Here is a 13,353-nt window from a genome sequence, read left to right as displayed (position 1 = left end):
GCCCGTGCACCTTGGAAAGAGGTTCTTGCGGGTTGATTCAGTCGTTCCTGCCCTGAGGCTTCGCCACTGTGGACGGCATGGCCGGATGATCCATACGTCCAATGTAGGTGATTCGATGCTCATCGCCAATGAGAGGACGGCAGCATCACCGTGCGAGCTTAAAAGAAGCTACAACACGTTGGATCTAAGCGACAAGATGCGACGTCGTTAACGGCAGCTCCAGCAGAGATTGAAAACTGTCAGAAAACTGCATATATTTCTGACAGGAGATTCATCGTGAAACGACTCGCTGAACAGATACTGACATATACCGAAAGCTTGCCCGAGGGCGCACCGATCGCAGCAAAAGGCCTGCTTCATCTCGGCAATCGAGCTGCGGTGGACCAGGCTCTATCGCGCCTGGCTGAGCGTGGCCGACTGATGCGTGCCGGGCGCGGCGTATATTTGCGCCCGGTTTCGAGCCGGTTCGGCGTCCGCGCGCCTTCGGTTGAGAAAACCGTCGAAGCACTCGCGCTCCAGCGTGGCGAGGTCATCGTGTCAAATGGAGCGTCGGCGGCCAACGCGCTGGGTCTCACAACTCAGGTGCCGGTTCGGTCGGTCTATCTGACATCCGGTCGCAGCCGGACAATGAATTTGGGCCAGCAGGTCGTCGAGTTGCGGCACGCACCGCGCTGGCAATTGGCTTTGGCCGATCGACCTGCCGGCCAGGCTGTGCGCGCGCTCGCCTGGCTGGGACCTGAGAAGGCGGAAGCGGCCTTGAAGACATTGAAGCGCAAGCTGCCATCTTCCACTTTCGGCGAACTCGTCGCGGCCGCGCCCCAACTCCCGAGTTGGCTCGCCAGAACGGTCGGCAAGGTCGCGCATGGCTGAGGCGTTCCTGAGATTGTCGGTCGACGATCGGCGCGAGGCGTTGGCCGTCGCCGCCGATCGATCCGGGCGCCCCGCCCATCTCCTGGAAAAGGACGTGTGGGTCGTCTGGACCCTCGCGACACTGTTCGGGTCCGATCTCGGCGAGCATCTCGTGTTCAAGGGCGGCACATCCCTGTCCAAGGCCTATGGCGTCATTCGGAGATTTTCCGAGGACGTGGATCTGACCTACGACATTCGCGCCATCGCCCCCGATCTGGTGGGCGAGAACGGCGAGGCCCTGCCAAGAAACCGCAGCGAGGAGAAGCGTTGGTCGAAGGCTGTCCGGCATCGACTGCCCGAATGGGTCGACGGGACGGTCCGGCCGCTTGTCGCCGGTGCGATCGATGCGCAAGCGCTTCCCGCAACGATCAGGGTCGAAGGAGATAAGCTGTTCATCGACTATGAGGCGACCTCGGCCGGGTCGGGCTATGTGGCGCCGAGCGTGATGCTGGAGTTCGGGGCTCGGTCGACGGGCGAGCCGGCAAGCCCACGTGATGTCATCTGCGATGCGGCGGGAATGATCGAAGGGGTCGATTTTCCGATGGCGCGCCCACGAGTGATGCATGCCGAGCGGACCTTCTGGGAGAAGGCAACGGCGATGCATGTTTTCTGCTTGCAGGAGCGGCTTCGTGGCGAGCGCTTCGCCCGCCATTGGCATGACGTCGTACGCCTGGATGAAGCAGGCATAGCCGCTAACGCAATGTCCGACCGTGACCTTGCCGATGCAGTTGCCCGCCACAAGAGCATGTTCTTCGCGGAGAAGGCAGCCGACGGTGCGACGATCGACTATGACGCCGCCGTCAACGGAAAACTGCAACTCGTGCCAATTGGCGAAGCACGCACAGCGCTCGCCACTGACTACAGCCGGATGGTCGAGGACGGGTTGCTGCTTGAGGACGCCGAGGCGTTCGAGGTGCTGCTAGAGCGGTGCGGGGACATCGCGGGGCGTGCCAACAGCGCGGCCGTAAAATGAAAGTTGGGGGAAAACGTGGGGCTATACGAGCGGTGGTGTCACGCCGCCAAGGAAAAGGACAAGCGCAGGCATTTCTGGATCTATGTCGAGAAGGATGGCGGCCGCGACGAGATTCGTGATGACCTCGCCGAGACCATTCGTTCGCATTACGACCGACTTGAACGGATCGCCGAAGACGTGAAGCGGCTCGGGTACAAGGTGGCCGCCAATATCCTCAGGGAGGCGATGCCCCAGACGCCCAAAGGTCGCTCCGGCGATCTCGGTGAGATTCTCGCGACCGAGCTGGTCGAGGAAGAGATCGGCCTGCGGGTCCCGGTGCGCCGCCTCCGCTACAAGGACGGCCGCAACATGGCCATGCGCGGCGACGACTTCATCGGCGCCGGATACGATGGGGCCGGCGAGAAGCTCTGGCTCCTGAAAGGCGAAGCTAAGAGCAACAAGGTGCTCGGCAAGGCCACGGTCACGAGCGCCCGCAAGGTGCTTAACCGCGACAACGGCCGCTGCACGCCCGATTCCCTGCTGTTTGTCGCCAACCGCCTGCTGGAGAGCAACGATCCAGATGACAACGCGCTAGGCCGCAGCCTCCGTGACGAGGTGGGCCTGAAGTCCCTTCGCTCCGATCGCATCGACCACATGCTCTTCACCGTGTCGGGTAACGGCCCCCGAAGGAGGACTTCGACGCCACGGGAACCAACCGGGACCACTACGTCGTGAACATACACGTCGAAGACCATCAAGACTTCATCGCGGCCATGTATAAGGAGGCTGAAGACCTTGGAGACGATTGACGAACTGACCGCGTTCCTGGCGACCGCGACCGTCGACGGCGTCCTTGGGCGCCTGCTCTATCGCGGTGCGGCGTGGTCGCTGATGCGCGAGAAGGGCGTGCTCCCACCGAACGCACCGCCCCTTGGCGCCACAATCGAAACCGATCTCGCTGAACACGGCTTCGCCCTGCTTCGGGGCGCGATGGCTCTGCGTTCTCAGGCCGATTCGTCGGAATTGACCAGCAAGGCCTTCGAGCGCGCCGCCAATGCCTTCGAAGCCCTGGTGCGCAACGGCGATCCGGAGTCACCCGATCGCGGTTTCCGTCGCACCATCGCCGCGGCGGCCTATCACCTGGCCGGGTTCTCTGCGGTCGCTTACTCCCTCTTCAACGAGACCACGGACGACCTCAACACCTCGCCGGGTGAAACGGCGATTCGACACCTGATCTTGCGCGATCTGGGTCAGCTGCGCGGCTTCGTTCGCGGATGGTTGGATGACGAGGCTCACGGCGATGAGCAGATCGCCGAGGCGCTGCGGGATGAAGAACCGGACGTCGACGAGGTGCTGTCGACGATCCTCAACACAACGATCTGCCGAGCTTTGGCGCATTTTGACTTCGCACTCGAGACGGGCGAGCCTGAGCCGATCGAAAGCGCCCGGACCTTGCTCCGCACCGCGGTCAGCCTTGCGGACAACGCCGAGAACGTTCCGCTGTGGTGGATCTCGAACCTCTGTCGCCACCTGATCGACGACCTCTGGCAGCATTCACTGCACCAGAACCTGCCAACCGAACCGCCAGAGGGTACAGAGGAAAAATATCCGGACCTGCGCCGGCTGTTCATCTCGTCGCTCTACGCGCGCAAGACATCCGAGGTGGAGCTATGGCCATCGCAGCGCGAAGCGGCCCGACGTTCCACGGATGTCACCGACGATTTGGTCGTCGCCTTGCCGACCAGCGCGGGCAAGACCCGGGTGGCCGAGATTGCCGCGCTTATGACCCTGTCGTCGGCGCGCCGGGTGCTGATCGTCACGCCATTGCGCGCTTTGTCGGCCCAGACCGAGCGCTCCTTCAGAAAGACCTTCGCGCCCCTCGGCTTCAGCGTCTCCTCCCTTTACGGCGCCAGCGGACTTTCGGTCGGTGATGAAGACGCCCTGCGCACCCGCGAGATCATCATTGCAACGCCCGAGAAGCTCGACTTCGCGCTGAGAAGCGACCCGTCGCTGATCGACGACGTCGGTCTGATCGTCCTCGACGAAGGTCACATGATCGGCCCGAGCGAGCGTGAAATCCGCTACGAGACGCTGGTGCAGCGCCTGCTTCGGCGGGCGGATGCAGCAGACCGCCGGATTGTTTGTCTCTCCGCCATCCTGCCGAGCGGTGACGAATTGGACGATCTCACCGCCTGGATACGCTCCGACGAACCGGGTAAGCCGGTGCGTTCCGACTGGCGTCCCACACGACAGCGGTTCGGCGCGCTCACATGGCGAGGCAAGGACGCACTGCTCCGGCTCGACCTCGACGATGATGGTCCCTTTCTCGACAAATTTGTCGTGGAGAAACCAGCACGAGGAAAGGAGAAAAAGCCCTATCCGCGCAAGAATTCGCACCTCGCCCTGTTCGCGGCATGGGAATTTGCAAGCCAGGGCAAGCGGACCCTGATCTTCTCCACCCAGGCGAATTGGGTCGAGAGCTACGGCAAACAGGCCATGGATCTCTGCAAGCGCGGCTATCTGCATTCCCTGTTGGAGGACGAAGCGTCGATCGCCCGGGCCTTGGAGGTCGGCAAAGAATGGCTGGGCGAAGACCATCCCGCCGTCGCCTGCCTCAAGCAGGGCGTCGCCATCCACCACGGCCGGCTGCCAAGTCCATTCTTGCGCGAGTTGGAAGTCCTGCTGTCCGAGGGGGTACTGAAGGTCATCGTCGCTTCGCCGACGCTCTCGCAGGGCCTCAATCTCAACGCCGCCGTACTGTTGGTGCCCGCACTGTATCGCGCCTCCGAGAAGATCAAAGGCGAGGAGTTCGCGAATGTCGCGGGCCGCGCCGGGCGTGCCTTCGTCGACGTCGAGGGGCTGATCGTTCATGTCATGTTCGACAAAATCGACTGGCGAAAAAGGGAATGGCGAAAGCTGGTCGCCTCCGCCAAGGCCCGCACACTGAAAAGCGGTCTCATCCAGATCGTCGCCGAGATCCTCGAACGCCTGTCCCGCGAGGGTGTCCTGGATCGTGACGACGCCTGGGAATATCTCGCCAACGCCCGCGAAGCCTGGAGATCGCCCGAGGAAGAAGCTGCGGTCGCAGAGCGCTTGGCCGCCGCCGTGGAGTATGAGGCCAATGGCGACGACGATGAAGAGGGCGGCGATGACGAGGAAGAAACCATCGACGAGGAGCCGCTCTCGCAGATCGTCGAACGCCTCGACGCGACCGTGTTCGGCCTGATCGAAGCGCTGGACGCCGATCGCGCGGATCTGCCGAAGCTCTTGGACGAGGCGCTTAAGGGGTCCCTCTGGGCCCGCCAGATCGCCCGCGAGGACGAGGACATCGCCCCTTTGCACAAGAAGGTGTTTGAGGCACGCGCCGACCTCATCTGGAAAAGCACCACGGCACAGACGCGACGCGGACATTTCGCCATGGGCGTTGGGCTTGAAGCCGGTCTCTCAATCGACGCGATGGCTGATGAACTGGCTACACTGCTCGATCGGGCAGACGAGGCGGCGCTGAGAGGCGACATCGACGAACTCGTCGACGCCCTCTGCGGTCTCGGCGAACGGCTGCTGTTCATGCGGCCCTTCATCCCCGACAAGGCCAATGCGCTACCGGCGAATTGGAAGGCCATCCTGCATAGTTGGGTGTCAGGCGAGGACGTTGCCAAAATCGGACCTCAGAACATGCGCGCAGTCGAAGAGGCCTTCACCTATCGCCTGGTCTGGGCGCTGGAAGCCGTGCGCACCCGCCGCATGTCCCTCGGCTGGTCGCCAGAGACGGTTGCCGGCGGCGGCGCCGCGGCGGTTGAAACCGGCGTCCCGCAATTCATGATGGCGATGCTGATCCGTGCGGGCCTTCCATCACGGCGTGCGGCTATGGCGGCGATCAAAGATGCCCAACCTGTCTTCGTCACACCCGCTGAGATGCGGGTCTGGCTGGAATCCGACGAGATCACGGCCTACACCGACGCTGGCGACTGGCCGACACCTGATACCGCCGCATTATGGGCGCGCTTCCGAACGGAAGCACTCAGCGGCGGCATCCAGAAGTGGTCAGTTGAAAACTATAAACGCCTGCTCGACATCGCGGCCGCTCCTCCTGCCGGCCTCTATCGGATCGTCACCGACGAAGGTGATGGGCGCACCTGGCTGGCGACGCCAGACTACCAACGGCTTGCCCCGTTCAAAAAGTCGGCTGTCGATCCCAAGCCCAGCCTCTTCTGGGGTCGGTTGCCGGGCAACACCAGGCTTGTGGAAGCCTTACGCGTCGGCCGTGGTAAGCTGCGCTGGCCGCCGGCGAATGAGTAAAGGGACCCGTAGCCATGCTCTACGCCTGGATCGGCCACAAGAAGCGCGCGCCCATCGCGAAGGGAGAGCGGACGATTTGCCGTGACTGCGGTGGCTTGCTGACCGCAGTTATGCCGGCTGAGAATACGCCGCATTGGCGGCACAAGGTCGGCGACTGCGATCCCTGGAGCGAGCCCGAGGGACCTTGGCATCTCGGATGGAAAGAACTTTTCGATATGTCATGCCGCGAGATCGCTTTGCGCGACCCGGTAACGAAAGAGTTGCACCGCGCTGACGTTCTCGTGGGCAGTGGCACTCCCCGCGCGACCGTTCTCGAGTTGCAGCACTCGTCGATCAGCGAGGACGAGCGCAATGCACGAGAGGCATTCTATCGGCGCGAACATAGAATGTTTTGGCTGGTCCACATCCACAGCGAAAGCTCGTTCCTTGGCACGTATTTCAGCATGTCGCTCGATTTCGGATCGCGGGTCGTAAACCTTGACGGTAAGGACTTCGCGATCATGTGCTGGATGGGGCCGAACAAGCAGTTCATCGAGAAGTGGAAGCGCGCGGCCGCCCACGTTTTCTTCAATGCAGGCCCTTATATCTTTTACCTTGCAGGCCCCGCCGTGGCCTCTCGTCTGGGAGGCCCCTTGAAGCGCGGCGAGTTCGCGCTCTGCGCCTTGACCCGCGATGAGTTTTTGCGTGCCGTCCGCTGGGAGGATAGTGCATCTTCTTGATGCGTTACGCGCAGCCGAAACGCTTCGCGAACGTTCTGAAGAGCTTGCGTCATACCCACCGCCCATGTTCATTGGTGTGATGGCGAGCATCAGCAACGCTGAAGAAGATCTTGAGCGCAGGGGCAGGATACCCAGGCGTAACCGGCGTCTTATAGAATTCCCCATGCCCGAAACCTCCCCCTCCTGGTCATCTCCCGCAGCCCGAGCTCCAAAACGATCCGCCGCGCCGCCTGCGGCGTCAGATCGAGCGTCTCGGCCACCACGCCAGCTGACACCAGCGGTTTTGCCATGACCAGCTCAACCAGTTCCGGCAACCTCGACGAGGTGCGGCGCCCCTCCAGCTTCCGCTCCATCATCTGTCGCGCCAGCGCCAGCCGGTTATGCTCTTTGAGGCCGATCTCTGCGGCCGCGGTCAACCCGTGGACGATGGCGAGCAGCCGGACCTCGCGATCGCGATGCCGGCGCCGGTCGACGGGGATGGTTTTGAGACCGAGATTGAACGCAACGAGATGCCCTGCTGATGTGACGCCGGCCTGGCGCAGGATCGAGGCCGCCAGCAGCCGACCGAGCCAGGGCGCATACTGCAACACTGACAACTCGTTCCAGGCATCGAGGGCAACGATCGCCTGCAGCACCGCCGGCAGATTTTGGGCTTCCCGCAGCACGCCGCGCCATTCTTCCAGCCGCTCGTCCTCGTCCCAGTCGAGATCGTAAACCAGCGGATCCCTTTCGCGCGTGCTTCCTCGGCCGGGCTTTTTCGCTTCCTCGATCGCAGCGTCAGAGCGGGCGAGCACAGCATCGATGGCGGCGAACTCCGCGTCGACGGCGCTCGCGCCATCATCGGCACCTTCCCCCTCCCCTCCTCCGAACGTTTCGACATTCCGCTCTGTACCGTCCTTCGTGCTGGCGCCATCAATTTCACCCGCAGCTAACGACGCGCCGGCGGCGAAGCCGCGCCCACTTACGGAGCGGAGGCCGTCGGTCGACAGTGCCCAGCCGGGCGGCTGTGCGGCAATGCGCCGACGGGTTTTCAAAACATCGCGGGCGATGGTGAGTTCGTGGGTCGGGGTGCGAATATCTTTTGTGGCGTCATGGAGGACGAGGTCCTCGAGATGGACGAGCTCGCCGTCGATCCAGAGGGAAGCGCAGGCGTCGGCAAAATGCATCCGCTCGATAAAGCCTTCGCCGACCGCCGACCGGGCGATGCGCTCGTCGAGACGGGCCAGCGCGATGCCGGCGTCCGAAATCGGTTTCAGCAGGCTCTGGATAGGTAGGGCGGCGATTTCGTAACGCATTGAAATCATGGTAAATGATTTGCTAAACGAACTCTATATCAAAGTTAGGGTTCTTCACTTCGTATGGTTGCCGGTTGGGCCTTTCACTTCCGATAAGTAATGCTTATCAGAAGTGAGGTTTTCGACGACGGAAATGGAGGTTGTCGGTAGGGTTTCCGGGCTTTTGGGCCGTTTCGGCAAGGTTGACCGGACTGGCCGCAGCAGAGTTTAGCGGCCGCAACTTACATGATCTCGTCACCGGGACGCCCCTGCAGACACCTGTCGCGAGCTTTTCGTTCTTCGGCCTTCTCCAGGAGCCCTAGTTTTCCAGCATTTCCGCCACAGAAGCCCGCTGGCGCGCGTTTGCCTATGCGGACGCTCCGTTGCTCGTCTCCGGTAGCGAATTGGAGCTGGCGAGCTGCTATTCTGAGCAACGATACGGAATCGGGCCAAAAATCCATGGCAAAATCGCCGAAGAGCAATGCCCTCCCCCACCCGCCGGCTGATTGGCGACGCACGTGTTTCCACCGAAGACCAGATCCATGACGCGCAGGTCGACGAGCTGCGGGCGCTCGCTCTCCATCCACCTCGGCCGCAGCAAGAATTCTGGCGCAAGCCAGGATGAGGTTGTCTATCTCACCGGCCGGCCGGTGGACGCGCTGAACGCCTGGCTGGCGGCCGCGAAGATCGACAGTGGTAGCGTGTTTCGGGCGATCGACCCGAAGGCGGTCAACGATGTCGTCAAGCGGCGGGTGACGATGGCCGGGCTGGAGGCGGAGGAGTTTTCCGCACACGGATTGCGGTCTTGATATCTCACCGAAGCCGCGAACCTCGGAGTTCCCCTGCCCGAAGCGATGGAGCAATCCCGTCACCGCTCCGTGCAACAGGCATCCAGCTACTATAACAACGCCACGCGACGACGCGGGCGGGCCGCTAGAGTGCTATCGTGTGCGTCAGCGCTGCCGCGGCCGACCGCGACTAGGCGTCGCCACCGAAGGGTGCACCGGCTATGCTCTCGGACGGGCCGCCTGTGCCTCACTCGGGACTTCCAGCTCGGCCTTCGCCGCAAAAACCGTCTCGTCACCGCGATCAGTTCGCGGTCGCCGGCGCCGATTTCCATGATTCCTCCCCGGCATTTCTCATGTGAGGCGGTGATCGACAACAATGTCGAAAATCGAGATCCGCCTATCCTTACGATGATGACCTGCTTGCGCAACGAAAGGCCCGGCGCGGGAGGAGGTGCGCCGGGCTTCAAAAGTGACTGACAGCTTGGGAGGAGGAGTGCTGTCCGTCGGACCGCAACGACTCGGGAGGAGGTGAAATCGCCTCGGTACTCAAAAGATAATGTTGCGATGCAGCAGCTTCAAGCCGCGACGCTGCACCGATGTCGCACACCTCCAGCTGCAAACAGGAAAGGCCGGGCGAACCCGGCCCTCCGCAATCCGGCTCAGGCCTGGAGGTTGTCAGCCGACATCTTGCCAGACTTGCGATCCTTCACTAGCTCATAGGTGATCTTCTGGCCGTCGTTCAGACCACGCATTCCTGCTCGCTCCACCGCGGAAATGTGAACGAAGACATCGGCGCTGCCGTCGTCCGGCTGGATGAAACCGAAGCCCTTCGCTGCGTTGAACCACTCTACCGTACCGGTCGCCATAACGTCTTCCTTTCATCATTGTCTTGCCGAGCGTCGGAGCTCGCCTGAAGCTTTTGTTTGCGCCAGCACTGATAGACGCTTCTGGCCTCAGGGGAAAGCCGAACGATCTGTCGCCGCATCCCGACACTCCCAGCCCTTCCAAATCGCCGGGCGGTGGCACTACTTTTTGTTTCGTTGTTTCACCCGATACTGATGGACCGCCCTCGGCCTGGCGAACTTCGAACTGGTTCGTCTCGCGGATCAGATCGCTGAGTTTTCGGAAACCGAAGGCGCGGGGGTCGAAATCGGGTGCCAGGTTCAGAAGCTGTTTGCCGACGGTGCCTAAATTGACCCAGCCGTCCTCGGTGTCCTCCTGCGACAGCACCTTCTTGATCAGCCGAACGTCGGCGTCGCTGACTGTAGCGTCTTGTCTACAGACGATGTGTTTTGCTCATCCTTGATCGCGCCGGGAAGCAGGTTCTCGGTGTAGACGAACCACCGGCAAGCCTGGCGAAAACTCTCCGGCGTCTTCTGCTCGCCGAAGCCGAACACATCGACTCCTTGCTCGCGGATACGAGCGGCCAGTCGTGTGAAATCGCTGTCAGAGGAAACCAGGCAGAAGCCGTCGAATCGGCCGCTGTGCAGCAAGTACATTGCGTCAATCACCAACGTTATATCGGAGGCATTCTTCCCGTCGTATAAGCGAACTGTTGCTGTGGAATGATGGCATGCTTTGCCAGCACGTCCGCCCACCCCTTTGAGCGCGTGCCGGAGAAATCGCCATAGATGCGCCGCACGCTTGCCTCACCGATCTTGGCGACCTCTTCGAACAGACCGTCGACGATCTTGGCCGAAGTGTTGTCGGCATCGATCAGGACCGCGAGGCGGGGCGACCGAGTTTCAGACGGCATTTCGCTTCCTCGCAGCCCAATCGCCAGGAGACCATTCAGACTAGCCAAACAACTTCGTCAGGTTCTGCCCGAAAACGCCCTTCCAATCCGTCCATTGGTGTGCGCCCAGCATGGGATCCGTGTTTGAGTCGTGTCGCGCAGTTGGGTAGCTCTGACTGATCAAGAACTCGGAAGCATCTCCGCGCACCACGTCGGTTTACCCGCCGCGCTGATGCCTCGACAACGATGATCATGAGGCCCTCTGCATTCCCGCCCCGTTCGCCCTTAGAAGCGCCATGAGCACGGGCCCCAACGAAAACTCGCCCCGCGCCGCCTTACGCGTCAGATCTCGGAGATATCCGCCGGGCGACTTGATGTGCCCTTCCCGCTCGAGGATACAGGCGATCGCTGCGGCGGCATTGTCGGGCCCCATGACCTCGCAGGCCTCCTGGTAGGCCGACGGGCTGACCCCCAGCATCGACCGGACGACGACCGCGGCGGCCATCATGTCGCGCCAGTTGCTGATCGTGCCGCCTGGTCCGTACATCGTAATTTCGGGGCAGGCCCGCAGTATCATGCCAAGTGGGAAATTCCGGATCGGCTCCCGCTTGGGCGGATCATCATCCGCCGGCTTCGCCCCCTGCTCTTTTCCAGAGCTAGGTTCAAATTCATGGATGGAGTCGGATTTTGAATTCTGTATGTGGCGCTCACCATGAGCATCATTGGTGCTGATATTTTCGTCTTTATTCTGCATTTCCAGGATGTTGACGACCTCCCCCTGCAGGAGCTCCATCTCGTCCAGGATTGACGTGACGTCGCCCAGCGTCGGAGAGCGCGGAATCCTGCTCACGAGGCCTATGTAGATCTCCTCAATGGTCTCCCAGTCGCCCGACGCGCCTTCCTCGATCGCAGCGGAAATGAGCTTTCGGACGTCACGGCGGCAAATCGTCAGACTTTCCTTGGCTCGGCGCAAGGCCGCTCGATCGGCCGCGACCTGCTGCGCCATCTGTGCGAACTCTTCGGCACGCAAAAGGAGTGGTGAAATATCGAAGCCAAATGCACTTTCGATCTCACCTGTCCTGTCCTTTCTAGCGTAGCGCTTGCCGTTGGCACTATCCTTCCGGACGATCAGACCTGCCTCGACAAGAATGGCTAGGTGCCTTCGAAGCGTGGCGCCGGCTATGCCATGCGCACGGAGTGTCAGCTGGGCATTCGATGGAAAGACAATCAACTGCGCATCCTGGCGAAGCTCGTTGTCAGGATAGAAGGTAAGCAACGCGTCAAGCACTGCAAGGCTGCGGTCCTGTAATCCGAGCACTTCCCGTGCTTCTGATACATCCCGAAAAACTTTCCACTTGTCAGCCGATTTGCCGGGCTTGATCTCGGTCGTCGCAATCTGTCGCCGTACCAAGGCAAGCGTCATCGGCCGCCGCCCGAAGGGCGTCGTCACATTCCCACTCTGCATTTTTCTTCACCTTCTAAGAGGCAAAAGAAATCCGCCCGCCTATCGACGGCTACGACTCTTGACAGTGATTCGTGGAAATGCGATTCTCGATTTGCTCAGAATACGAGAGAGGCTTCCACGACGAGGGTCGATTGGGGGCCTTTTTCTTTTACGGTTTAGTCTCCTTGCACTTTCTCTTCCTTCCTGAATTCCTCGTAGAGGCGCTCCAGGTTTTCAGTGAGAAACCTTCCAAATTTCCCGGCATCCTTCGCCTTCAATGAAAGCGAAAAGCTCTTGCCAGTGTTCTTGAATTCCGCGGACAGGCTCTTGTCCTTCGGCTGCCATGTGGTAGCCGCAACAGCACGTTTTGCGGGCTTCCTTGCTCGCTTGAGTTCATTGAGAACCAGATCGAAGCGGCGATCGGAAGGCGTTTCTGGGAAACTCCCGTCGGCCGTCACTGCAAGTGCGGTAGCCAAGTTTTCAGGCCGCTCGATCAATTGGGCAAGCTCAAGCCATCGATCACGTCCCACACCTTTCGCAGCCCCAATGGCAGATGAGACTTCCACCGGGATCCTGCCGGTGACTGACAGCATTCTCGTCAGCATAGGGGGATCAATTGACAGCGCCAGCTCTATGGTTCGCCGCTCGTAGCCGAGATCCAGGAGCTGTTGGGCGAAAGTAGCGCGTTCGATGAACGACAAGTTTTCGCGCGCCGAATTTTCCTGGCCTTGGGCAACAACGTGGTCGACATCCGCGACCTCTTTAACAACCGCTCTAACTGTTCGATTGAGGAGCTTGGCGGCTCGCACGCGTCGATGTCCAAAGACAATTTGATAACGGCCTTCGTCTACTGGATGGGGCCGCACAAGGACCGGTGTATCCTGCCCCCGCTCCCGGATAGCCTCAACGAGTTCGTTGAACGCTAACTCGTCATCGTCCATGCGGTCAGACACAAACGAGCTGTCGATCTCTTTCGGGTCGAGTTCTACAACCGCCTCGCCCTGCAAGATCTGTTCCGCCTTGGCCGCCTTCTGTGCAAGCTCCCCGAGGGAACTGATCATTGACCGGGAGGCTCCTCGACTTGCGTAACCAGGGGTGGCTTTTCTCTCGGACCTTGCTCCGTCTCCACTGGTTATGTTGGCGAAGACATCCTTACGAGCCATCACGTCCACTCCGATCTTGGCCTAACTCAGTGAAACCATTGGCAAAAAAACCAATGTGTACGGCTGACAA

General features: G+C 61.1%; 8 protein-coding genes and 4 pseudogenes. 6 read left to right on the top strand and 6 right to left on the bottom strand.

Annotated elements, in window-relative coordinates; translation table 11 throughout:
- Window positions 1-276: 276 nt before the first annotated feature.
- The 5 genes and pseudogenes from N181_RS08485 to N181_RS08465 all read left to right on the top strand — a co-directional run bounded on the left by N181_RS08485 (window position 277) and on the right by N181_RS08465 (window position 6,879).
- Window positions 277-870 (top strand): DUF6088 family protein, encoded by a 594-nt coding sequence (locus N181_RS08485; RefSeq protein WP_014857981.1) that lies wholly within the window; start codon window positions 277-279, stop codon window positions 868-870.
- Window positions 863-1,882, top strand: a complete 1,020-nt coding sequence (locus N181_RS08480; protein WP_014857980.1) for a nucleotidyl transferase AbiEii/AbiGii toxin family protein — start codon at window positions 863-865, stop codon at window positions 1,880-1,882. The genes N181_RS08485 and N181_RS08480 overlap by 8 nt, the downstream gene beginning before the upstream one ends.
- A 15-nt stretch (window positions 1,883-1,897) precedes the next feature.
- Window positions 1,898-2,670 (top strand): annotated as a pseudogene (locus tag N181_RS08475) (HamA C-terminal domain-containing protein).
- Window positions 2,657-6,160 (top strand): DEAD/DEAH box helicase, encoded by a 3,504-nt coding sequence (locus N181_RS08470; RefSeq protein WP_014857978.1) that lies wholly within the window; start codon window positions 2,657-2,659, stop codon window positions 6,158-6,160. Before N181_RS08475 ends, N181_RS08470 begins: the two are co-directional and overlap by 14 nt.
- 14 nt (window positions 6,161-6,174) lie before the next feature.
- Entirely contained in the window at window positions 6,175-6,879 is a 705-nt protein-coding gene (locus N181_RS08465; protein WP_014857977.1) for a competence protein CoiA, read from the top strand.
- Between the two features lie 149 nt (window positions 6,880-7,028).
- Here N181_RS08465 and N181_RS08460 read toward each other — a convergent pair whose 3' ends face one another.
- Window positions 7,029-8,183: an RHE_PE00001 family protein gene (locus N181_RS08460; RefSeq protein WP_014857976.1), complete on the bottom strand. Its 1,155-nt coding sequence runs from the start codon at window positions 8,181-8,183 to the stop codon at window positions 7,029-7,031.
- 542 nt (window positions 8,184-8,725) lie between these two features.
- Between N181_RS08460 and N181_RS34675 the strand changes: the two are divergent.
- Window positions 8,726-9,097: pseudogene (locus N181_RS34675) on the top strand (tyrosine-type recombinase/integrase); the annotation flags it as partial.
- A 503-nt stretch (window positions 9,098-9,600) separates the two neighbouring features.
- Here the strand turns inward: N181_RS34675 and N181_RS08445 are convergent.
- From N181_RS08445 to repB, 5 genes and pseudogenes are all read right to left on the bottom strand, one after another.
- Window positions 9,601-9,807, bottom strand: a complete 207-nt coding sequence (locus tag N181_RS08445) for a cold-shock protein (RefSeq protein WP_015633548.1) — start codon at window positions 9,805-9,807, stop codon at window positions 9,601-9,603.
- 250 nt (window positions 9,808-10,057) lie between these two features.
- A pseudogene (locus N181_RS34670) lies at window positions 10,058-10,171 on the bottom strand (OST-HTH/LOTUS domain-containing protein); the annotation flags it as partial.
- 8 nt (window positions 10,172-10,179) lie between these two features.
- Window positions 10,180-10,697: pseudogene (locus tag N181_RS08440) on the bottom strand (NYN domain-containing protein).
- Between the two features lie 229 nt (window positions 10,698-10,926).
- Window positions 10,927-12,141 carry a plasmid replication protein RepC gene (gene repC, locus N181_RS08435; protein WP_015633547.1) on the bottom strand — a complete coding sequence of 405 codons (1,215 nt, stop codon included), beginning with the start codon at window positions 12,139-12,141 and terminating at the stop codon, window positions 10,927-10,929.
- A 155-nt stretch (window positions 12,142-12,296) separates the two neighbouring features.
- Entirely contained in the window at window positions 12,297-13,283 is a 987-nt protein-coding gene (gene repB, locus N181_RS08430; RefSeq protein WP_014857971.1) for a plasmid partitioning protein RepB, read from the bottom strand.
- Between the last annotated feature and the right edge of the window lie 70 nt (window positions 13,284-13,353).

Source organism: Sinorhizobium fredii USDA 205 (assembly GCF_001461695.1).
Taxonomy (GTDB): Bacteria; Pseudomonadota; Alphaproteobacteria; order Rhizobiales; family Rhizobiaceae; genus Sinorhizobium; species Sinorhizobium fredii.
Note: the sequence above shows the minus strand (reverse complement) of the source record. Positions and strands in the feature narration are given on the sequence as shown.